At 60.9% G+C, this 23,345-nt stretch carries 14 protein-coding genes, 1 tRNA gene and 1 pseudogene; 9 read left to right on the top strand and 7 right to left on the bottom strand.

Annotated elements, in window-relative coordinates:
- Positions 1-255 precede the first annotated feature (255 nt).
- Genes Q7P63_05585 through Q7P63_05570 form a run of 4 tightly spaced genes read left to right on the top strand, consistent with a single transcriptional unit; the run spans position 256 to position 6,869 of the window.
- Complete coding sequence (locus tag Q7P63_05585) at positions 256-1,434, top strand: hypothetical protein (protein ID MDP0499553.1); 1,179 nt, start codon at positions 256-258, stop codon at positions 1,432-1,434.
- Positions 1,435-1,457: 23 nt separating this feature from the next.
- On the top strand, positions 1,458-2,393 hold the full coding sequence (locus tag Q7P63_05580; protein ID MDP0499552.1) for a polysaccharide biosynthesis/export family protein: 936 nt from the start codon (positions 1,458-1,460) through the stop codon (positions 2,391-2,393).
- On the top strand, positions 2,387-4,486 hold the full coding sequence (locus tag Q7P63_05575) for a polysaccharide biosynthesis tyrosine autokinase (GenBank protein ID MDP0499551.1): 2,100 nt from the start codon (positions 2,387-2,389) through the stop codon (positions 4,484-4,486). Before Q7P63_05580 ends, Q7P63_05575 begins: the two co-directional genes overlap by 7 nt.
- A complete protein-coding gene (locus Q7P63_05570) occupies positions 4,446-6,869 on the top strand; it encodes an O-antigen ligase family protein (GenBank protein ID MDP0499550.1) in 2,424 nt (807 codons plus the stop codon). The genes Q7P63_05575 and Q7P63_05570 overlap by 41 nt, the downstream gene beginning before the upstream one ends.
- On the opposite strand, the gene Q7P63_05565 is transcribed toward Q7P63_05570, so the two are convergent.
- Genes Q7P63_05565 through Q7P63_05550 form a run of 4 tightly spaced genes read right to left on the bottom strand, consistent with a single transcriptional unit; the run spans position 6,757 to position 10,882 of the window.
- Complete coding sequence (locus Q7P63_05565) at positions 6,757-8,310, bottom strand: exosortase/archaeosortase family protein (protein ID MDP0499549.1); 1,554 nt, start codon at positions 8,308-8,310, stop codon at positions 6,757-6,759. The genes Q7P63_05570 and Q7P63_05565 overlap by 113 nt on opposite strands.
- Before the next feature lie 58 nt (positions 8,311-8,368).
- Complete coding sequence (locus tag Q7P63_05560) at positions 8,369-9,367, bottom strand: ABC transporter substrate-binding protein (GenBank protein MDP0499548.1); 999 nt, start codon at positions 9,365-9,367, stop codon at positions 8,369-8,371.
- On the bottom strand, positions 9,348-10,139 hold the full coding sequence (locus Q7P63_05555) for an ABC transporter permease subunit (protein MDP0499547.1): 792 nt from the start codon (positions 10,137-10,139) through the stop codon (positions 9,348-9,350). Before Q7P63_05555 ends, Q7P63_05560 begins: the two co-directional genes overlap by 20 nt.
- Positions 10,136-10,882, bottom strand: a complete 747-nt coding sequence (locus Q7P63_05550) for an ATP-binding cassette domain-containing protein (protein ID MDP0499546.1) — start codon at positions 10,880-10,882, stop codon at positions 10,136-10,138. Before Q7P63_05550 ends, Q7P63_05555 begins: the two co-directional genes overlap by 4 nt.
- An 84-nt stretch (positions 10,883-10,966) precedes the next feature.
- On the opposite strand from Q7P63_05550, the gene Q7P63_05545 reads away from it, so the two are divergent.
- The 4 genes and pseudogenes from Q7P63_05545 to Q7P63_05530 all read left to right on the top strand — a co-directional run bounded on the left by Q7P63_05545 (position 10,967) and on the right by Q7P63_05530 (position 14,483).
- Positions 10,967-11,380, top strand: coding sequence for a DUF2721 domain-containing protein (locus Q7P63_05545; protein ID MDP0499545.1), 414 nt, complete (start codon positions 10,967-10,969; stop codon positions 11,378-11,380).
- Positions 11,381-11,458: 78 nt separating this feature from the next.
- Positions 11,459-11,545 (top strand) — tRNA-Tyr (locus Q7P63_05540).
- A gap of 339 nt (positions 11,546-11,884) precedes the next feature.
- Positions 11,885-13,134: pseudogene (locus Q7P63_05535) on the top strand (OFA family MFS transporter).
- Between the two features lie 143 nt (positions 13,135-13,277).
- Positions 13,278-14,483 (top strand): zinc-binding dehydrogenase, encoded by a 1,206-nt coding sequence (locus Q7P63_05530; GenBank protein MDP0499544.1) that lies wholly within the window; start codon positions 13,278-13,280, stop codon positions 14,481-14,483.
- 22 nt (positions 14,484-14,505) lie between these two features.
- On the opposite strand, the gene Q7P63_05525 is transcribed toward Q7P63_05530, so the two are convergent.
- From Q7P63_05525 to Q7P63_05515, 3 genes are all read right to left on the bottom strand, one after another.
- Entirely contained in the window at positions 14,506-15,213 is a 708-nt protein-coding gene (locus Q7P63_05525) for a LysM peptidoglycan-binding domain-containing protein (GenBank protein MDP0499543.1), read from the bottom strand.
- A 297-nt stretch (positions 15,214-15,510) separates the two neighbouring features.
- A complete protein-coding gene (locus Q7P63_05520; protein ID MDP0499542.1) occupies positions 15,511-16,227 on the bottom strand; it encodes a response regulator transcription factor in 717 nt (238 codons plus the stop codon).
- Between the two features lie 14 nt (positions 16,228-16,241).
- A complete protein-coding gene (locus Q7P63_05515) occupies positions 16,242-19,217 on the bottom strand; it encodes a two-component regulator propeller domain-containing protein (GenBank protein MDP0499541.1) in 2,976 nt (991 codons plus the stop codon).
- Positions 19,218-19,624: 407 nt separating this feature from the next.
- Between Q7P63_05515 and Q7P63_05510 the strand changes: the two genes are divergently transcribed.
- Positions 19,625-23,086: a hypothetical protein gene (locus Q7P63_05510; protein MDP0499540.1), complete on the top strand. Its 3,462-nt coding sequence runs from the start codon at positions 19,625-19,627 to the stop codon at positions 23,084-23,086.
- Positions 23,087-23,345: the final 259 nt, after the last annotated feature.

The raw sequence follows: 23,345 nt of genomic DNA, 5'->3' as shown, positions 1-23,345 counted from the left end.
CGAGAGCTGCCGTGGTCGTTAGACCAGAAAGGCGGCGAGGGAAATGGCTTGCATTCTTCACCAGAAGATAGGTAATTTTATCTATACTAATAGGGAATTCTTTGGGGCCATCAAGAGAATAGTCTCCAAGGAAGCAGATTCCGCTTCTACGCTGGCTGTAAAATGTCGTTGTGCAGCTGGCAGGGGCACATTTTGGTTTATCGACATTCTTGCCACTTTTTTACCGTGAGTAACGCTGCATCTCGAACGGCCGCTTTGTGTTGGTGTACCGCCGCCTGCCTTGTGACCCAAGGCTGGGGCCAAACATTCCAGGCGGGCCGCTATTCGGCGTCACTGGAAGCCACGACGGGGCTGGAATGGAATTCCAACCCCACCTTTTCGGCCACCTCGCAGTTGCCCGACCTCTTCTGGACAGCCGGCGTCTCCCTCAAAAGCAAGTGGGAGCTGACGAAGGAGAACAACATTTCGTTTACCCTGGGGGCGGACTACCGCGACGCTTTCGAGCACAACGAGCTGGATTCGCGGAAGCTGAAATACACGTTCTTCCCGAATACCAACTTCGAGGCGCTCGTCCGCTTCAGCGAGGTGCTGTACCTGCATCTGAACTACGAGATCACCTACCTCACCAGTCCGGTCGATGCGGTGGGGGTCGATGCCAACGGCAACCTCACGACGGAAGCGATCTTTTACGAGCGCATCTCCAGTAACGGCTCGGCCTCCCTCCAGTGGGATTTGTCGGACTTCGATACGCTGACGTTCACGCTCAGCCGCCACGACCTCGACACCTTTACCCGCGCCTTTGCCAACACCGAGCTGACCACGCACGCCGTCTCCGCCAACTGGCAGCACCTCTGGAACAAGGGCTGGACGACTCAGCTGGTGGCCTCGCAAAGCTGGAACGATTATTGGCAAGACTTGCAGAACGACAGCGACGGACAGTCTTACAGCCTGATCACGACCTGGAAGGCCACCGACTTCCTCACGCTCGTGGGCGATGTGGGCTACTATACGACAAAGTTCGACTCCAACGGCACCAATGGCGACCGGAGCGACCTGGGCGGCGTCTATTGGGGCATCGAGGCGGAGCACTCCGTCTCCGAGACCCTGTCGTATTCGCTCGGCTACCGTCATACCACCAGCCTCGGTGCGGTCTCCAACTACAAAGACCTGCACACGGTGATGTGGGCGGGCACCTACAGCGGTTTCAACCGCTCGACGGTGACGGGGCGCCTTGGTCATGAATGGGTGGAAGACTCAGGCGGTCGCTTTGCCGAAACGGCACGCCGCTTCAGTGGTCAACTCGAATGGCAGTTCCAGCTCGGCCCGCAACTCGACTTGACCAGCTTCTACCGCTACACCCGCAAAACGTCGGATCGCGCCAATCGCGGCTACGAGCAGCATATGGCCGTGACACAATTGACTTATACTTTTTAGGGTTTCTGACGTTAATGAGGGAGATGAACCACCTCTTGCATTTCGGCATGCGGCGATGCGCCCCGGCTCTGGCCTGCTGGGTCGCGTGGACGCTGGGCCTCCTTTCGGCCCTCTCCGCCCAGGGGATCAGCCGCATGGAATTGCTCGACGACACCCGGACGCTGCGGGTGGGCGACCGCCTGACCTACCAGGTGATCGAAGAGCGTGAGCCAACGATGCGCCTGTTTGTCGACGCCCAGGGTAATGTTGATGTGCCGCTGGCCGGCCGGATGCAGGCGGCGGGCAAGACGCCCAAGGGCTTCGCGCAAGACGTGAAGCAGGCGCTCGAAAAAGACTTTTACTACCAGGCGACGGTGCTGATCGACTTCGAGCGGGCCGACGGGGCGCGCGGCGAAGTCAAGGTGGTGGGCATGGTCGTCCGCCCCGGTCCGATGCCCATCCCGGCCGACGAGGTCCTCACCGCAAGTATGGCTCTGCTGCGCAGCGGCGGCACCCGCGTCGGTGCCGACCTGACCAAGGTTACCATCCTGCGAGGCGATGCCACCGACCCGGAAAGCCAGGAAAAGATCGTGATCGACCTGACGGAGGTGCTCGACAAGGGCAATCTGGGGGCCGACCGCGTGCTCCAGCCCGATGACACTCTCGTGATCCCCGAGTCCAACCGCCTCGGCGGCACCTATTACATTACCGGCGAGATCACCTCCGAAGGCGTTTACAACCTGCCGACGGACAACACGCGGGTGACGGTCAGCGAGGCGGTGCTGAAGGCAGGCGGCTTTGCCAAATTTGCCAACAAGCGGCGCGTGGTACTCATCCGTGCCGACACTTCGCTGCCGGAAGACAAGCGGCGCGTGGTGGTGGACGTCCAGCGCATCCTCGAAGAGGGCGACCGCAAGAACGATCCGGTGCTCGAGCCCGACGACATCATCCGCGTAACCGACCGCAAATTCGCATGGTAGCCAACGATTTCGACCTGTTTGAAGACAAGGCCAAGGGCGGCAGTAGCAGCGGCCCCACCGATTGGCAAGACCAGATCCGCCACTACTGGCAACTGGCCAAGCTGTTGCTCAAGCGCTACTGGTGGCTGCCGCTCGTGATGCTGGTCCTCGGCGCTGGCTGGCGCGGATGGCAGGCCAAGAACGATCAGCCTACCTACCGTTGGGCGGCCAAGATCATGCTCAGCGGCTTTGTCGCCCAGCAGCTCAATACCGGTGTGCAGGAGCAGTTCAGCTACTGGTTCGGCAATCAAAAGGCCTTTCTTGAAAGCTCCGACGTGCGCAAGGCTGCCCGCGAGCGAGTCGCGGCCTTCCATCCCGACCTTGAAGCCAGCGGCGTAGGCATCAACCCCGTTCAAATCCCCGACACCTCGATCATCCAGATCCTGGCTTCGGGGCAGGACCGCCAATACACCCAGTATTACCTCGATGCCCTGCTGGAGGAATACATCAACTGGCGCCAACAGATGAAGGGCGAGACGAGCGAACGCGCCTTGCTGGCCATCACCGAACAGCTCGACGATGTGGAGCGCAGGATCCAGCAAGCCGAAGATGCCGTCGTGGAATTTCGCAAGCAGAACAACCTGATCTTTATCCAGGAGCAGGGCGACTCCGCCGGGTCCAACCTCGCGGCGCTGGAGCGTCGCCGCTCCGAGCTGCGCACCCAGATGCGGCTCATCCAGTCGCTCGGGCTCGACATGCAGCTGCAGAACCCCCAGTCGATGGGGCTAGACCGTGCGCTCATCAGCACGGCGGCCACCGAATCTTATCAGGAGGCCAAGCGCTCGCTGGCCCAGATGAAGGCCGAGCGCGACCAGTTTGCCCGCTACCTGAAGCCGAGGCACCCGAAGATGATCGCTTTGGCCGACGAGATCAACCGGACGCAGGAGCTGATGGAGATCTATCGCCAACAGGCCGAGCAACAAGTCGGCGAGCGCAAGGAAGAGCTGCAGGTGCAGCTCGACAACCTCAACATCATCATTTCCGAACAGGAGGGCGTGGCGCTGGAAAACAGCCGCCTTTCCGCCGAGTTCGACCGTTTGCAGGCCAACCTCGCGCGCTTTCGCTCGCAGCACGAAAGCCTGTTGCGCTCGCTGCAGACGATCGAGAGCGGGCAGGACATTTCGCCCGAAATCGTCTCGGTGCTCGAGCGTCCGATTTACATGGGCGAGACGCGGATGAACTTTCAGCGCAGCCTGATCGAGGGCGCCATGCTGGGCTTTGTCCTTGGCGCGCTCCTGGTCGGTGGGCTGGGGCTGATCGACAACCGCGTGATTTCGGCCGAAGACCTGCGCAACCGCTTCGATACGCCCGTGCTGGGCCTCATCCCGACGGAGAGCCAGCGCAAGGATGGCCGCGTCGAGATCTTGCAAGCGGCCGACACCCGTCACCTCTTTGCCGAAGCCTGCCGCACCCTGCGCTCGTCGCTCTTCTTCATGGGCACCGATGAAGACCGCCCTGAAGTCATCCTCGTGACCAGTTCGGTGCCGGAAGAGGGCAAGTCGACCGTGGCGATGAACCTTGCGGCTGCCATCTCGCTTACGGCCTCGCGCGTGCTGTTGATCGACGCCGACCTGCGCCGTGGCCAAATTGCTCCCACGCTGCAGATGCCGCGTGCGCCGGGCCTGGCGGAGGTGCTGCAAGGGCAGATTTCGCTCAAGGACGCCGTCCGCACCATTGGCTCCGAGAGTCTGCATTTTCTGGCTTCGGGCGAGTATCCCCAGCGCCCGGGTGAGCTGCTCCTGAGCCGCCGGATGGATGAGGTGCTGGCCGAGGCCCGCGAAGCCTACGACTACGTGGTGATCGATTCGGCCCCGATCCTCGCGACCGACGATACGACGAGCCTGGCCCAGCGGGTCGACGTGGCGCTCTTTGTGGTGCGCACCAATTACTCGCAGGTGCGCCAGATCAAGGGTTCGCTGGAGCGCCTGCGCCTGCGCGGCACCAAGATCGGGGGCTTTGTGCTCAACTATGTCGACGTCCGCGGCGGCGACTACTATTACTACAAGAAGTATAATGATTACTACGCCCCGCCGTCTTCTGGCGCTGGAGCCTGACCCGGTTGAGCCGCTTACCCCGCGAACGCCCCGACAGTCCAAACTCCTCTCCTGGTCCTGGGCGACGAGTGCGGCGGTGCTGGTGCTGTTCGCTGGGCTGCCGGACGGCTGGCTCAATGTAATCCTGTTGGGCCTGGCCGCCGTGGGCTGGTGCCTGGCGCGTCGCAGAGTCGGCTTGCCGTGGCCCGTGTTGATTCTGGGCGGTTTGTTTTTGCTTTGGCTGGGGCTGGCCAGCACCCCTTTGCCGCACTTGGGAGGCGCGCAATGGCGCGAGCCGTTGCAGCAGCTCGGCCTGGAAACGGCGGGGTGGTCTGTGCAACCGGTGTGGTCGACCGGACGCTGGCTCTACGCCTTTACCATGGTCATCCTGCTCGGCTGGATGTGGGGCATGCGCTTGGGGCGTCGCTCGCGCAAGAACATCCTGCAGGCCTGGATTGCGCTGCTGACGGGGCTGGCCTTTGTCGCGGCCTTGGCGACGATGCAAGGCGTGATCAACCCCTGGGCGCCCAACCTGCAGGTGTTCAGCTTTACGCCCAACCATAACCAATGGGCGCTGGTTCTGGCGCAAGGCGTCGTTTTGGCGGTCGGTTGCTTTTTGAAGAGCGAACACGTGCCCGCCCGCCTGTTGCTGGGCACGGCGCTGGCGGTGATGGCGATTGCGTTGGCTCTTTCCGAGAGCCAGGCCGCGCAATTTCTGGCTCTGGTCGGCGCGGGGTATCTAGTCGGGATGCAGATCCTGCGGGCGATCCGCCCCAGCCTCCAACGCTGGTGGGCCGTGGCCTGCATCGTGGTCGTGCCGTTGGCCTTTGCAATCGCGATCTGGCGGGCGGCACCGGTTACCCAAATGGCTCCGCACGAAGTTTCGGCCGGGGTGCGCAAGGCCATCTATGCCGACACCCTGCAGCTTGTGGCCGACCAGCCGTGGCAAGGGGTAGGGCTGGGCAATTTCGCCGATGTCTTCCCGCAATATCGCGACGCATCCCTCAGCGTAGTCAACGCCCGCCACCCGGAGAACGATTGGCTGTGGCTGGCGGCTGAGGCCGGGGTGCCGGCCGCCTTGCTCATGCTGGCATTGGTCTTGGCACTGGCCGTTTGGCTCTGGCGCTTGCGAGCCTATCAAGACAGTTTTCACCGCACGGCGGCGGTGGCTGCATGGCTCCTGCTCGGGCACAGCCTGATCGACGTTTCCGGGCACCGCCTCGTCACCGTGGCGATCAGCGGCCTTCTTTTCATGCTCGCGCTGCCTGCCACGGAAAAGCCCGAGATCCCGCCGCGCCTGTCACTGCGCTCCTTGCTTTCGGGCCTCGCCTGCGCTGGGCTCACGATCGGCTGGGCTGCGCTGGTCGGGCTCTCGCCCATGGGCGTCTTCCGGCAGCCGACGCTCGAGCGCGCGCAGTCGGTCGAAGCTGCTCAGACTGCGGTCAATCGCATCCCGCTCGACTGGCGCACGCATTTCGAGCTGGCGCGGCAATCGGTCGCGGCGCGTGACTTTGCCGAGGCGGAAAACCAGTTTCGCATCGCGCGAAGGCTGGCCCCATTTTACACCGTCATCCCGCTACGCGAGGCACAGGTGTGGCTGCCGTTTGCTCCGCAAAAAGCGGTGGCGGCGTGGCGCCTCGCCCTGAGTAGCGGTCAGGGATTGAGCCGCGACTGGCTCTTTGGCGAGATCTGGGGAGCCGCTCAGGCTCAGCCCGCCGTGCGCCCGCAGTTGGTCGCGCTGAGCCAACTGCACCCCGCCTACCGCCTGCGCGCGCTGGAGCTGATGGACGATGCGACTTTTACCGCCACACTGCCGGCTGAATTGGCGGGTGCGAATTGGCCGCAATGGGCGGAAGATCGTCAACAGGCGCTGTTGCTGCGCTACCTGAAGCTCGGCCAGGCGACCGGGGTGGAGGGCGCGCTCGCCCGCAGTCCCGCCTTGGAGCGCCGTTGCTCGTGGATGCAGGCGTGGGCCTTGGCCAACGCGGGCGCAACGCGAGAGGCTTCGGCCCTGCTGCAGGCTACGCTGGCTGCCCCTGTCGTGCCGTATGGCGACAAGCTGCCGCTCAACCTGCTGGAGCTGAGGCTGCGGCGCGATGCGCAGGACTACGCCTCGGCGCAGGCGCTCTGTCAGCGTTACGCCGCCGAAGGGCGTTATCAGGAGGTGCGCGAAGTCCTGCAGCTCGTCTCATGGGAGGGGCAGGTGCCCCCTGCGCTCCACTACTGGCAGGCGCAGACGACGGAGGTACTGGAGGGCGCTACGGCAGCCTGGCAACGCTGGCCCGCCTACTTTATGGCTGCGCAACGCTGGGGGCAGCCGATACCAGTTGCAGGTGGCGATCCAGAAAGCCCTCCGCCTGTTGCCGCGCCCGCGCCAGATCGCCCTGCGGACCGGGCTCAATGATCAGCTCGACCGAGTAGCGCCCCTGCACGCGCTCCCGGTTCCAGACATTGGCCAACCGGTCGCGCCAGTCGTTGGCGATCGGCACCTGATGGCCCGGATACTCGTCCCAGACCGAGAAGAAGACGAACAGCGGCCTTTGGGCAAAGCTGAACCGGAACGTCTCGAACTCGAGTGTCAACGGGCCGCCCTCCCAAGCCAACGGGGCTTCCTCTGCCACCATCTTGTAGCCAGCGGAAGGCAGGCACACCTCCGGGCGGTGCACCCCCGCGTGTGACGAGGTTTGGCCCTCGCCCCAGTAGAAGAAAAAGAGGGTGTAGCGTGTGCCGTCGACATCGGTCCACACATAGTGGGCGCCCTCGCTGAAGCGCAACAGGGCCTGCACGCGCTCCGGGATCTCCCGCTGCTTGAACGGCACCGTTTCCACCACCTGCGCGGCCACCTCCACCTCGTGGCGATGGTCGACGGTGTGATACCAGGCCGCGCTGACCAACGGGGCCAGCAACAACACCGCACCAAGGCCCACCGATGCGGGCAAGGGCAGGGCACCGGGCGTCGAACGTGCGGCGGGAGGCGGGTGAAGGCGCGACTGCGGTCGCCACCAGCGATGCAGCAGCCAGGTGAGCGCGAAAAGCACCGCAAACGACAGCAGCGCCACCGCTTGCCCCAGCGGGTCGTGCCACTCCTTGGCCCCCGTCGGCCCATCCTGCACCGTCAGCCAGGTCAAGGTGAGCGTACGCAAGATGTTGAGGCCCAGCGACACGATGCCGCCCAGCAGCACGAGCCCGAGAAAGGGCTTGAAGCGCCAGCGAAAGAGCAACCCGAGGAACACCGCCGCCATCAGGGTCGATTGCAGCGAGCGCACCCCGCTACAGGCCTCTTCCACGCCAATCACACCCTGCCGCAGGAAGACGAGATTCCCCTGCTGCATCGCGTAGTGGCCCATCAGGTTCATGATCTCGACCACCACGGCCGCAACGCCCCGCATCAGACCGTTGACCAGCGTATTTTCCCAGTCCCGCGGCCACGGGATCGCCACCAGCATCAGCGCCAAGGCGGGGCCGAAATGGCGCAGCCACGGCCAGCCCCCCTGTCGCCACAGCACAAGCAGGCTGAGCCCGTAGACCAGCAGCCCCTCCAGCCACAGCGCCGCCCGCCACTCCGGGTTGGAACCACGAATGACTGCCAGCGGCACAAAGAGCAGGGCCAGGCTCAGCAGCACAAACGGCAGCCAGCCCGTCCGCGAGGCATCGGGCGACGGTCTTTCCGGCCAGCGCAGATACAGCAGGTAGGCCGTACAGAGCGGCACGATAAAGCCGTAGCTGTATTGCTCGTCGATGGCCCACTCGGCGGCAAAGACGGTGATGAAGTGCGCCCACAGCAGCGCCAAGCCTGTGCCGGTGAGCAGCAGGGGCCACGATTGACGCGGGGGCAAGACGACCATCTTGGCCGCGATGATGACAGGACTCCGCGGCCTGACAAGCAGGACTGAGGGGCCGCCCTTACTTACGCGCCGCCGGGGGTAACAGCTCCGGATCGAAACCCGGCACACCCGTGCCCTCGGGCACGATGCCCAGCCGGCGCAACTGATCGGCCAGTTGCTGCAGGCGAGCGGCGTCGATCTGGCCATACGTTTCGCCCCGCTCCGTTTGCCCCTTGGTCAGGTTGTCGTGCAGAATCAAATCGTGCCCGTAGACCAGAAGATCGCGGCTCATGTGGGCGTTGCGTTGCAGGATCAGGTCAAAGGCCGGGCCGGGGTCTCCCTCCAGATAGTCGCGCCAGCCTTGGATCGAAGCCTCTACAAATCGCTCCACCAGCTCCGGATGCTGACGGATCCAGTCACTCTGCCCATAGACGACGTGGTAGGGGTCGAAGCCCGTTGTGGCTGTGGGAAAGGTTTTTACCTCTTGCCCGGCCTGACGCACGAAATACGGCTCGTTGGTCACAATGCACTGCTGGATGAAGGTGGGGTCGGAGAGAAAACGCTCCAGGCTGAAGGTGTGAGGCACGATCTTGAGGTCGATCCCGTATTGCGCCTCCACAAACTTGATCCAGGTATGCCCCGGGATGGCCATGACCGAACGCCCGTCGAGGTCGCGAATCGACTGCGCCGGGTCGTCTGCGTGCAGCATCAAGGCCTGCGGATCGTGCTGAAAGTGGGCCATTACCGGCTGCAGCGGCAGGTCTTGCGAGCCGAATTCGATGATCGCATCCGCTCGGTTCATCGCAAACTGGGCCTTGCCGGTCAGCACCTTGTTCAGGCTCATGGAGTTGGGGCCACCCTGCAGGATTGTGACCTCCAGCCCCGCCTCCTCGTAGTAGCCCTTGGCCAGCGCCTGATAAAAGCCACCATGCTCGGCCTGGGCAAACCAGTCCGTCTGCAGCGTGATCGGCGTCAGGCCGGTCGCTGTTTCCTCGGCAGGGGCGGGCTTGCCGCAACCGAGGCAGGCGAGCAGGGAAAGGACAAAAAAGATAAGCGTGCTAGACCGTTGAACCTTCATCGACTTCGAGCTTGTACCACGAGGACAGCAGCCAGCGCCGGAGCACGCTGACCACGCCTACAAAGAAAAATCCCAGTAACGAACTGAGCAAGGCCGCACTGTAGAGAGCAGGCGTTTTTACCTGTGAGCGGTAGGCAAAGATCAAATAGCCGAGCCCGCCCTGATCGTCGCTGGAAGTCGCAAAAAGCTCACCCGTCACGGTGCCGATCACCACAAGGGTAGATGCAATGTGCAGCCCGGCAAAAAAAGCAGGCAAGGCATGGGGCAGGCGCAACCAGAAGAGGCGCTGCCAGCCCTTGGCCGCGTAGAGCTGGAACAAGTCGAGCTGCTCGCGCGGCACCTCCACCAGGCCACGAGTCGTATTGGCCATGATGGGAAAGTAGCTGATGAGGAAGGCGATAAAAACCGTCGCCATCGTGCCCGTATCGAGCAGGATCACCACCATTGCGGCCGAGGCCACAATGGGCACCATCTGCAGCAGCACCAGCACAGGATAGGCGATCAGCCGCAGGCGGGGCAGGGCGGCAAAGAACAAGCTCGTCGCCAGCCCCATTACGGTTGCCGCGACGAAGCCGATCAGGGCGCTACGCCAGGTAAACCATGCGGCCCGAAGCAGCTCATCCCGTCGTGCGACCAGCTCCTCCAGCACACGGTCGGGCGTTGGTAGCTGAAACCATTGCAGATCCAGCGCCCACACCAGCACATACCAAAGGCCGATAAACACCGTCAGCCCTGCCAGCACGGGCCAGCACTTACGCCAAAGCGCGGTCATGCCTGCACCGCCTGTTCCAGCAACTTGCGGTTCAGCGCGTCCACCTGCAGGTGATAGCTCGTTTCGCGCCGCCAGGCCAGCGTGCGGTGGGCAGGGCCTTCGACCGCCAGCGTGTCGGCCAACACACCCCCATCGAGGATCAGGATACGGTCGCACAGAAACACCGCCTCTTCCACCGAGTGGGTCACGAGCAAAGCCGTCCAGCCGTCTTCCTCCTGCCACTGGCGCAACGCCACGTTCAGTTGAGTGCGGGTCAGAGCGTCCACGGCCGCCAGCGGTTCGTCGAGCAGCATCAGGTTGGGCCGTGCGGCCAAGGCCCGGGCCAGAGAAGCCCGCATCTGCATCCCCACGGAAAGCTGGCGAGGGTAGCGCTCTAGTGCTTCGCGCAAGCCGACCCGTTGAGCCAGCTCGGCCGCCTGTTGCCGCCGTTCGGGCTGTGCGGTGCCGCCCAGGCGCAAGGGCAGGGCAATGTTGTCGTGCAGCCGCAGCCAAGGCAGGAGCGACGGCTGCTGGAAGATAAAGCTAAGTTGCGGCTGCGCACCTCCAAACGACACGCGCCCCGCCGTCGGCCGCAGCAGGCCCGCGACGATGCGCAACAGCGTGGATTTGCCCGCGCCGCTCGGCCCCAGGAGCCCCACGAATTCCCCGGCCCCAATGCGCGCGGAAACGCCGCGCAGCACCCGAGTCTGCTCGCTGAACGTCTGCACGACGTCTTCGATCTCGACGGAGACACCTTTCCCCATGCGCGCTGAATAGGGGAGCGGAAGCCCGGGCGCAACGGAAACATCGCTCGCTTTTGCCGAAAAGCGCCCGCATGCTCAGGAGATATGAGGCTCGATCTGACTACGCCGGCCCTGCTTTTCCCGGCCATTTCGCTGCTGCTGTTGGCCTACACCAACCGCTTCATCACCCTCGCGAACGTCATTCGCGCGCTCTATCAAGTGCAACGCGAGCGGCCCGACCCCAAGAACCTCGCACAGATCGCCAACCTCCGCCGCCGCGTCCACATCATCCGCTACATGCAAGGGGCCGGAGTCATGGCCTTCCTCTGCTGCGTCATCTCGATGGGCTGGCTCTTCTACGGCTTTCCCATCCTCGGCAGCATCTTCTTTACCTTCAGCCTCGGCCTGCTTGCCGCCTCGCTGATCCTGAGCGTGATCGAGATCAACATCAGCGCGCGCGCGCTGGAAATCCACCTCAGCGACATGGAAGGGCTCGACCGCCAGGATTGGTCGCTTTGAACAAAAACGCACTTTTTCAAAATTTTGCCTTGCACGATTCAATGCAAGCGGCATGATCTGGTTTTTCGTTCTTTTGATGGTGGGATATGCAAGCGGCCAAAGCATGGAGACTGTAAATCTCTCCCGGTAATCGGTTCGCAGGTTCGAATCCTGCTCCCACCACCATTTTATCTACTTTGTAGATCAAGACTTTCCGATTGATAAGCACGCTAAAATGGCGTGCTTTTTTGTGTCTGTATACACTGCGGAAGCGGCGTAAGCCGCGCGGAGGCCGGCGAGTTTCCGGTGGGAGACTCATCCACACTGCATTGGACAGATCAGGGGATACGAGGATGTGCCACGCGTTGAGATCTTGCCCTTTCACAAAATGAGTGAGACGAAATACGCAGTCTCAGTTACCCTGTGAGCTGAAGGATTCGCCTGTCCTATGCCGCGATACGTTGGAAAGGGCGAGGGCGATCTTTGCCGAATCGGGGGCCACGTATGCGCCTGACAACGATTGGAATGGAAAAGCTTAAAAACCGTTGGCTCATTGCTGCTTCTGCGATGGGTGTCCATGTCTCTATTGGCAGTGTTTATGCCTACAGTGTGTTCAAGAAGCCGCTCTTGCAGGAGCTTGGCTGGCAGCCCCCTGAAACGGCCTGGGCCTTTAGCCTCGCTATCTTGGTCTTGGGGCTGTCGGCGGCCTTTCTGGGGCCCCGCGTCGAGCGCATGGGGCCCCGGCTTAGCGGCCAGATCGCGGCCGTCTTTTATGGGCTGGGCCTTGTTCTGGCGGGTGTCGCGGTGCATCTGGGCACGCTTTGGCTTTTCTACGCAGGCTATGGCGTTGTGGCTGGGGTGGGGTTGGGCATCGGCTATATCTGCCCCGTCGCCACCCTGGTGAAGTGGTTTCCCGACAGGCGTGGCTTGGCCACCGGTCTCGCGGTGATGGGCTTCGGATTTGGTGCGCTCTTTGCCAGCAAGATCTTTGTGGTCTTGATCGAGACTGTCGGTATTCCTGCGACTTCGTAGGTTCGGGGGTGGCCTATCTGGTGATCATGGTGCTCTCGTCGCGTTACCTTGCCCCGCCGCCCGCAGGATGGGCGCCCGGCGGAGGCCTCAACGTAACTGTAGCGGCAGATGCGCCGCGCCATCCGCAAGCCCTGCAGCTGACATGCACGGAAGCGCTGCGCACAAAGCGGTTTTACTACCTTTGGGCAATGCTCTTCATCAACATCACCTGTGGTATTGCGGTAATCGCGGCTGCTGCTCCCATGTCGCAAGAGATTGCAGGCCTCAGTGCGCCGGCCGCAGCAACGATGGTGGGCCTGATGGGGCTCTTTAACGGTCTCGGACGGATCGCGTGGTCGAGCCTGTCCGATAGCCTAGGGCGGGCCCAGGTCTTCGGTCTCTTTTGTATCCTGCAGTTTGGTCTTTTTTGGGCCCTGCCTAGCCTAAGCCATCCTGTCGCCTTCCAGTTTGCAGTCTGTGTGATCATCTCTTGCTATGGCGGAGGTTTTGCGCTGATGCCCGCCTTTATTGGCGATGTGTTTGGAGTGAGGGAGCTCTCGGCCATCCTGGGCAAGCTGCTCACTGCTTGGGCCGTCGCGGGCGTGGTGGGCCCCCTCCTCAGCGCCATTGTCTACGAGCAAACCCAGAGCTACCGCGTGAGCCTGTATGTTTTTGGAAGCGCCTTTGTCGTTGGGCTGATATTTGCGCTCCTGACCTTCCTGGAAGTCAGGAAGTTGTCACAGCGCAAGGTGCCGCGTGCTTAATGGCAGCAAGCTGGGCAATGATCTTGCATAGTCCAGAAAGATACAGATTATCACAGAAAATCCCAGCATCTTGAGCGTCATCGAGCCCGCGATACAGGCGTATCGATGAGCTCCCGGAAATCCCCCCTCGACGAGCTATTCAAATGAGCCAGTTCAGTCCCCAGATGATCGAAGAAATCGTGCGAAACGTTGTTGCCAAGGTATCGACTGATGCCAAGGCGCCTTCCTCGCAGTCGCAGCCAACCAAAGGGCGGGCGGCGGTCTTGACTGCGCCCAAGACCTTGGAAATCCGGGAGTTTCCCCTGCGCGCGATCCGGCCCGATGAAATTCTGGTCAAGGTCGAGGCTTGTGGGGTTTGCGGTACCGATGTGCATTGCTACAAGTCCGACCCATTCGGCCTGGCTCCGGTGGTGCTGGGGCACGAAGGGACTGGCACGGTGCTGGAAGTGGGCAGCGAGATCCAGATGGATAGCGTAGGCAAGCCTATCAAAGCGGGAGACAAAATCGTGACCAGCATCCTCGAAGCTTCGCAGGATTGCCTGATCGCCAAATATAACCCGGCGAAGAGCAACCTCTGCGACGACCTGAAAGTCTATGGTCTGCTCCCCGACCAGCCCGATTACCACTTCAACGGCTATTTCGGCGAATACCTCATTATCCGCCCCGGCTCCTCCTTCTTCGTCGTCAACGATATGAGTGTGGAGCTGCGTTGCCTGATCGAGCCTGCCGCCGTCGTATGTCACGCCCTTGAGCGCGCCAAGAAATGCGGCGTCCCCCTGAGTTTTCGCTCCCGCGTCGTCGTCCAAGGTTGCGGTCCTATCGGGCTGCTCATGATCGCAGTTCTGCGCTGCTACGGGGTCAACAACATCATCGCCATCGATGGGAACCACGATCGCCTGCAGATGGCTCGCAGTTTGGGCGCCGACGACACCCTCAATTACCGCGATTATGCCGGGATCGATGAGGTAGCGGCCCAGGTGGCGAGCCTGACCAAGGGGCTGGGGGCGCATTTCGGCTTTCAGGTCACAGGCGTTCCCGCAGCCTTTGCCAACCTCTTCAAGTGCATCCGCCGAGGCGGTGGCATTTGCGAAATCGGCCACTTTGTCGATGGGGGCGAATGCCAGATCAACCCCCATCGGGACGTCTGCAAAAAAGAAATCACCATTACCGGCAGCTGGGTTTACAACAGCTTTGAATACCCCAACGCCTACCACTTCCTGCAGCGGGCCGAGCGCATGGGCCTCCCCGTCAGCTCTTTGATCACCCACCGTTTTCCGCTGGCGGAGATCGACGAAGCCATCCAGGTCAATCTGCGCCAGGAAGGGTTGAAAGTCATTGTGACACAGTAGAAGGCAGCGTTTGGGCTCCGTGCTAACTGGAGTAGAGCTTCTTCATCTCCTCATAAGGGAAGTGCTTACCGGGGCATAGCGTGTGTCGCGGCCCGTCGACCCAGCGATGGACGGTGAACTCGAAGTCACGAGCAACGCAGTGATCTCTGAGGTAATCTACCAGCAAAACGAAGGACCTGTGCTGCCTGGCCGTGGGCGGGTGGTTTTCGAGGTTGCCCACCAGACAAATGCCGATGCCCACATCGTTCACCCGCGAGTCCCGCACATGACCGCCGCGGATCTGCTGGTGCCAGCGAGGCCCGACCTCAATTTCGCCGTCGCCGGAGTCAATGCCGTTTCCAATCACAAAGTGGTAGGCCAAGCCGTTTTCCATGCCGCGGCGTTTGTGGGCAGACCCGTAAATGGCGGCATTTCCCTTCTCGATCGCGCTATGGTGCGCGACAATATACCGCCAGCGCGAGCGATTGATTTTCAGCGCTCGGTTTGCCTTGATTACAGGCGCGAGTGGCTGCTCGGAAGATGTCTGCGGGATGATCAGGGTCTGCCCGATCAGGATACGGTCGCCTTTAAGGCCGTTGGCCCGCTTCAGGTCGCCTACCGTGATTTTGAAGGATTGGGCAATTTCACTGAGCGTATCGCCTGCCTTGACCCGGTAGGTTTGCTGGCCTGCCGTCTCGCCCGCCAGCCGGAGGGAGGAGAAGGCCAAACCTGCTCCCAGAGCCAGTCGCATGAAGGTGCGGCGAGAATGTGGGCCGGTCGCGTCTAAGTTAGGCATGATACGAAACCTAGCGTTTCACGTGAACCCCAAGCAATGGAATAATTCCGGCGTCGATCGCGATTTCCTGGCTGAGCATTGTGGAAAGCCCTTGCCAAGGCATCGCGCGATCCATTGCGGTGCTGCGGGCCCAGTTTCGCGAAGCTCTCCCCGGCCCAAGACCGTTCCGTTTGGCGCAAGTGGTGCAGGCAAGGGCTTAAGTGGCACGTAAACTCCTGTAGTCTTGGCGCTATTCGGCAGAATCAGTTCGACTTAGACGCGAGCGGCTCGCGTAAACCATGTGCGGCGCGCGGGTTTGGCCTGATGGGGAGGGTGAAGAGAACGCTCTTCGCCCTGCTTGCCCATGAAGTAATGGGCGATGGCTTGTGAGCGGGAGTGCACTTCAAGTTTGGTATAGATATTTTTGAGGTGGCTATTGACCGTTTGGAGCGTGATTTTCAATTGTGCGGCGATCTGTTTGTCGGAATGCCCTAATGCCACCGATTCCAGAACCTCCTGTTCGCGAGATGTCAGCTTGGGCTGAGCGGGAGCCGTGTGATATTGACGCTGGAGATCATTGACCATGCAGCGAGCTACGCGGCCGCTGAGTGGAGAGTCCCCCAGACGGGCGTTCCGGACGGCGTTGACGATTTCATCATCGGAAGAATTTTTTAGCAGGTAGCCGGTCGCGCCTGCACCGAGGGCACTCAGGATGATGTCGATGTCTTGGGAAATCGTCAGCATCACGACTTGGGTCTCCGGCATGCGGGGCTTCACTTGTCGTACGATCTCGATTCCGGTGCCGTCGGGTAGTTGGACATCCATCAGGACCACGTCGGGCTGGAGCGTAGGCAAAATTGCGGTGGCACTGGCGACATTGCGGCAGCAGACAAGGCAATCCAGGTCTGGCTCGCGACGGATGATATTTTGGAGCTCGTCGCAAATTTCAGGGTTATCTTCGACGATCGCGACGGAAATGGAGGTGTTCATGGGGTGAGGGGGAGTTAGGATTGGGCAAGGGGAAGGCGAAACTGGATCGTGGTTCCGCCGGTGGATGGGGTAGAGAGGTGCATATCGCCTTTGATTTCGCGCATGCGCGTCTTCATGTTGGCGAGCCCGTTGCCAAGGGGGGCATTGATCGCCTCGGTGGGGATGCCACTGCCGTTGTCGCAAATGGCGCAGCAGAAGACACCCTCGTTGATACTGAAGCAGATGGCGACTTCGGTGGCGTGGGCGTGCTTCAGGATATTCGTCAGCGCTTCCTTTGCGGCGAAGAAGACATTGTGCTGCACGTCGGGCGAAATGTGATGCGAGGGGATCGCGGCAGGATCGTCGACAGAGCATTCTACGGGCGTGTTCTTGAACAGCTCGAGCGCGTAGCGCCGCAAGAACTCAGTGAGATTGCGTAACGAACTGTCGCGTGGGGTGATGAGCCATACGATGCTGTGGACGTCGGAGTTGAGGCGGCGGGCTCGTTCTGCAAGCTGGTTCAGCGCCGATTCGCGCTCGGGCTCCGAAAGTTTGCGGAGGCGAGAGGCCAACAGCTGGAGTGCAGTCAGCCTGCCTCCAAGTTCGTCGTGCAGGTCTCGCGCGATTCGGGCCCGCTCTCGTTCCAGGGCCCGGTCTCGCTCCAGACGCTGCAATCGTTGCCGCAGGTGGTATTGAGACCACTTCCTTACCAATACGATCAGGAACAATGAGGCGGCCAAGGCGCTTCCAGCCCGAAACCACAGTGTTTGCCACCAAGCCGGCAAGACATTGAGGACGAAAACTGCGGGACGCTTGGTCCAACTGTTCGGTCCAACCCCGGCGGCGACAGTGAGCTGATAGGCCCCCGGTGCCAGCCCGGAGTAGCTGATCGATCGTGCGGTGCCCGTTTCGACCCATTCCGGATCTGCTCCTTCGAGCCGATGGCGAACGATTACGCTGCGAGGGTCGCTGAAATTCGGGATCGAAAACGCCAGCTCGATGCGCTGCTGCCCCGGAGGGACGGTCAGCTTGCCTGCGGATGTGCCTTGCAGCTGCCCGTTTACTTTTACGTCGTCTATGAAGATTGCAGGGGGCGATGCCTGTGTCGGGGAAACGTTGGGATCGATTGCAATGACGCCATCGGAGGTCGCAAACCAGAGTCTTCCATCGACACCCGTCTGGACGGAGGGGTAATAGTTGATCAGAAAAGTCATGCCCAGCAGCCCTTGATCCCGACCGATGGGGTAAGAGACGACGCGCAGACGCTCTCCGGCCAGCACTGCCAAAAGTTCCTCTTTTTTAACGTAGTAGAGGCCGCTGCGGGAGCCAAACCACATATTACCGCGCTGGTCCTCGGTGAGCAGGGCAATCAGGCTGTCCGCCAGCCCTTGCTCTTCGGCCAGCAGCACAAGCTCGCCTCCAGACATCACCATAAGACCTGCTACGGTCGCGATCCAGAGCCGCCCCTCGTCGTCCGCATGAAGACTGTGGATCGGTTGGCCTACATTCTGGTAGTGGAGTTGCCCGGCGTGGTAGTGGAAAAGGTCTCCGTTGTAAGAGCTCGCCCAGATTTCTCCGCGGCTGTTTTCCGCCAGCGAACGCAGCGATTGGCCATGATAGCCATCCTGCTCCGTCATAAAGACTGGATTGCCATTCTCAAAGTATCCGAAGTCGCCGGCGAAGGAGGCAAACCAGACTCTGCCATCCCCGGCAGTATGCAGCAGCGTGATATCCCTCCCGGGAGAAGGCAGCCGTTCGGCTTGATCGTAAGGAGGCGACGAGCGGTAGAGGCCGTCTCGCCCCGCCATCCACAAGTTGCCCTCCAAGTCGAAGCAAAGGGTGCTGACCAATGGACGGCTCCCGCCAAGCGTCACGCCGAGGGGCCGCACGACTTTTCCTTCTACCTGAGCGACGCCGCCGAGGTTGTTGGCGAGCCATGTCGTGCCGTCGCCCCTGCAAAGCACAGCGTTGGATACTTGTTGCTGCAGGCCTGCGCTACGGTCGTAACGAACATAGTGCTTTTGGCGGAGTTGCCCGAGCCCGTTCCCGTCGGACGATACCCAGATGCTGCCCTCCCGATCTTCCGTGGCATAATTAACGATGGGGAAGGGGACTTCCACCTGATGCAGTGCGCCTTCATGCCATGACCACAGCCCGAGGCGCCCGGCCGAGATCCAGGCTGCGCCACTCGAGCTGATCATGAGGTGCTTGAGTTCCGCCGTGGCGTGCGCCCATGGCACCCCATTTGCCAGCACCGTCAATTCGCCATCGCCGTGGAGGCGTAGGAGGCGATCCGAATCGCAGATCCAGACACTCCCATTAGGCCCAGGTGCTATGAGTTGGGGGTTGTGGACCGCCAGGTTTGCAGGCTCGAGTTTACCATCACGGTAAAGCCCAAAAAAGTCGTTGAAAGAGATCCAGAGATGTCCGGCGCCGTCGACCGCGAAAGTCGCGCGTTCGCGTGGCAGTGAGGCTTCCAGCGTGGTTTCGAACCACTGTATGCCTGCTTTTGTCCACCGCCCGAGGCGTCCGTCGGGCGTGCTGACCCAGAGAGCGCCGTCCGGCGCGCAATAGAGCTCCTTGACCAGCTCCTGCCGGAGAGAATCCGTGATCGGGTGCTCCTCGACCTGTCCCTCTCTCAAACGCAGGATCTGCTCCCCTGTCGGTTCAAAGAGCAAGCTGCCATCCCGGTCTTTGACTAACAGGCGGATGTTGTAGCCTCGCGGACGATAGGGCGACGCAAGCTCCGTATTCTTGAAATTGACCCCGTCGAAGCGGATCAGGCCACCCAAACTGGCGAACCATAAATAGCCATTTGCATCCTGAACGATTGAAGTCAGTGAGTTATGCGGCAACCCGTCATCGGTCGTCCAAACCCTCAAATGATAACCTCCGGGAGGGGTCCCCGCCAGCCGCGACGGGCACAAAAACACCCCAAGGAGCAGGGCAACGGAAAGCTGCATCCATTGGCGGCACAATGCCGGAACAGGAGTCAGACCAATCTTGTACACGACGCACGGAGGGGGATTTGCGCTAATGCTTCACCAGTCTTGGGAAATGCGTATGGGGGGCAAAGAAGGCGTGCAGTTGACAGTCAGACTTGAGGCCTACAGGCCATGAATTTCGTCTGATTTGCCTGTTCTTACCTCTTTTCAGGGATTCCCCACTCCAAACCGTATTTGTTAGGATCGAGCCTGTCCCTGCGGACCACAGATAATCTGTGACACCCCATCCGCCTTACCCTTCGCCTTTTTCTCCCGCACCGCCCGCCTCATACGCCACGGGGCGGGAGGCATCGGCGCAGGAAAGCTTACTCCCAAACACTATCAACTCTCTAGATTATATGTTCCGAACTAACCGCCGTGCTTTCAGGAAAACGCGTACCCTGTGGTGGGCATCCTGCCTCGCGCCCCTGTTGATGGCACCCCATGTATGGTCTCAAGATTCGACCGCCAACCAGGCAGACGAAGACCAAATCTTCGAACTCTCCCCCTTTGAGGTCTCTTCCGGCGCGGACGATATCGGCTATTACGCCTCGAGCACGCTGGCAGGCAGTCGCTTGAACACCAACCTTTCCGACCTGGCTGCCCCCATTACGGTGGTGACAAAGCAGCAGTTGGAGGATACGGGCGCTACGAGCTTCAACGAAGTTTTTCTGTATGAAGCCAATACCGAAGGCGCTCTTAATTACACACCCATTGAAGTCAACCGGGGAGGCCTGAAGGACAACGTGGGTGGCTCTGCAACCGACGGTGGAGTGGCAGCATCCGCCGTGACGGCCAATCGGGTACGCGGCCTGGCGGCTCCGGACTTTGGCTGGAATTACTACCCGAGCCTCAAGCGCCTTCCTGCAGACTCTTACAACGTCCGCTCGATCGAGATCAACCGGGGGCCCAATTCCATCCTGTTCGGCCTCGGCAGCCCGGCTGGTATCGTCAACCAATCGGTTGGCTATGCCGCGACGGGTGTCGACGAGACCGAGATCACGTTCCGCTACGGGACGAATGGGGGCCGCATCAGCGCGTCCACCAATCAATCGATGCTGGACGATACCCTTGCCATTTTCGTTGCCGGGGTGACTGAAAACCGGGAATTCAGCCGCAAGCCCTCCTACGATGATACCGATCGCGCCACGATCGGCCTTACCTACAAGCCGTTCAAAGGCACGACGATCAAGGCGTTCTACGAGCATTATCACAATGAGCGGAAGCTTCCCAACTCCATCCTGCCGATCGATGGGATTACTCCGTGGATCAATGAAGGCCGCCCGGTCTGGAATCCTGTAACCCGACAGGTCACCTATCTGGATAGCGGAGTGACGGATCCCTTCGTATATTCGACCAATGCATCGGTTGGGAGTTTGTCCGGCGACCGGCTGCTCGACAATCAGGACTCGCCGCACTACGTCAACTCCCTCCGCTGGCTCAACAACTCCCGCCCATACCTCCGGGTCAGCTCCGACGGCTCGTATGATTTTGTTCAATTGCAGCCGCGGACCAATTTCCCCAGCCCCTATCTGGACGCGAACGGGAACGAGATCAACCAAAGCCAATGGCTGGATGCGGACCCCGCGCGCCGGGCGATGTACGATCGCCGGATGACATTCTCATCCCCTGGGGCGGCGCCTTCCAACTTCTACTCCAACTACACGGCCCCGTCGCTCACCAACAAGGACATCTACGACTGGACGGAGGTCAACATCATCTCCGCCAACTTCGGGGAGTTCGACGGGGAGACTTACAACATCGAGCTCGAACAGCGTATTCTCGACAACCTCTATTTTTCGGCCGGTTGGTTCCGTCAGGAATACGACTCTTTTGAATACTACCCGCTCGGCCAACAGTGGCCGGTGACCGTCGGCATCGACACCAACGTGACGGATCTGGACGGCAACCCCAACCCGCATTACCTGCAGCCGTTTGTCGACGACTACCAACAAGACGCGGTCACCGCCCCTCAGGAAAACGATGTCGGGCGCGCCATGTTCGCTTATAATCTGGATTTCACCGACAAGGACGGCTGGATGCGCTGGCTCGGCAAGCACCAGTTTATGGCGCTGGGGCAATATCAAGTCGAGCATGAGTACTACAACCGCTTCCGCATGGCGTATGTCGAGCCCTCGGAAAGCCTCTGGGTGCCCGATACAAAAGGTGAGAACTTTGCCTACGCCCGCAACACGGCCAACGTCAGGCGGATCTTCTACCTGGGCGACGCCCAACAGCGCGTAACAGGTGGCAGCTCCGACTCCTGGGGCGTGCCCGGCTTTACCACCTCCGGCCCGCTCACCACCGGGGTGCGGACCTACAACTGGGTCACAGGCCAGTTCCAGAACGACGAAGTGAGCCTGGATTCTGTCCACCACGAGTGGGGCGTTTCTCACCAGAAGCGCGAGCTGGAGTCGTGGGCAGGCGTCTGGCAAGGCTATTTGCTCAAGGACCGCCTCGTCACAACCGTCGGGATGAGGCGAGACAAATGGTCTGCCTACGCCAACAGCCTGGCTGGCCTGAGTCGCTCGGAGCTTTACCCAGAGTCGAACGACTACCGCCTGGCGAATATCGATTACCTTTACGACCGTAATCTGGAGGAAAGCAAGCAGACCCTCGAAGAAACAACGGCTACCGCTGGCTTTGTGGCCAAGCCACTTAGCTGGCTCAGCCTTCACTACAACCAGTCGGAGAATTTCAACCCGCCCGGCGGGGTCGCCTACGACATGTTTGGCGGCCTGCTGCCCAAGCCGGAAGGGGAGGGCAAGGACTGGGGGATCGCCGTCAATCTCTTCGAAAACAAGCTGATCGCGAAGCTCAACTTCTTCGAGACGGAATCAATCAACGAACGCTCGTCCCAAGCCGGTACCCTGATCAACCGCGTGCAACGCATCGACTCGGGTAACCTGCGCGGCTGGGCCGAAACGGTGGTGCGCCTCCGGGCAGGCGAAGATCCGACCAATGTCGGGACCGAGCCAGAGAACTGGTTCCAGACACCTTTGACTGACGCCCAAGAGGCTGAAGTGGAGGCACTGACAGGGCTGCCCTATGATTGGCCGGAGATGACGCTCGCCTCGACCCAGACCGCCAAGGCCGAGGGCGCCGAATTCGAACTGATCTACAACCCGCTTCGCAATTGGAACATCAAGCTGGTCATCGCCAAGCAAGACGTCAGCTACCAGTCCGTATTCCCCGAATACGAGCCCTGGATCGCCGAGCGGATGCAAGTCTGGACCAATGCGACCGCTCCAGACTTCCCGGGCGAAATCCCCGCCGGAGAAGACGGGAGCAACACCATCCGCGTCGACAACTTCTGGCAAGGCTGGGGCTTTGGCAGCGTGCCGCAGCACCCCAATAATAACGATTGGAGCCAAAACTCCCAAACCTACTTCGACAGCACCGTGACCTCGGCCGTGGCCGAAGCGCGCCAACTCGAAGGGGCCGCCCCTTATGGCATGCGCAAGTGGCGTGGTAACATCATCACCAATTACCGCTTCATTGAAGGGCCGCTGGAAGGCTTCAGCATCGGTGGGGCTATCCGGATGGAAGACAAAGCTATCATCGGCTACTACGGCCTGATGACTGATGTCGACCCGAGTACGAACGAGACGCTGGATGAGGCCAAGTATTATGCGACGGACCCTTCCCGCCCGATTTACGACACGGACGTGGGCGCCGATTGGTGGAGCGACCTCACTCACATCGACCTCTGGTTCAAATATGAATTCAAGATTTTCGACGACAAGGTCGACGCCAGTATTCAGCTGAATATCCGCGACCTGTTTGCCGACGAAGGCGACCTCCTGCCGGTTTATGCCCTCTGGGACGGGTCGGTAGCCAACTACCGAATCAAGGAACCGCGCCAGGTCTTCGTTTCGACGACCCTGCGTTTCTAGAATCCGTGAGTTAAGGATGCCCCTGAAGAAGTCTCAAAGATGCGAGGGCTTCTGAGGGGGCATTCTCTTTTTTACCTGATACGCGCCTGCCAGTAGAGGCACTTGCATCGCTTGGCTTAGGCCCGCATCAAGGCAAGTCTTTGAGCCCCAAGAGCCGTCCGAGCCGGGAGAGAATTCCCCGCATCGGCCACCCAGTGCATTTTTAACCAAAAAAAGGTTGCACTCCCAGAAGGGCCTCTGCATTTTCTTGAACTTTCCC

This window comes from Verrucomicrobiota bacterium JB022, from assembly GCA_030673845.1.
In the GTDB taxonomy this organism is placed as follows: Bacteria; Verrucomicrobiota; Verrucomicrobiia; order Opitutales; family Oceanipulchritudinaceae; genus WOUP01.
The sequence above is the reverse complement of the archived record's forward strand: the minus strand, read 5'-3'. Positions and strand labels throughout refer to the sequence as shown.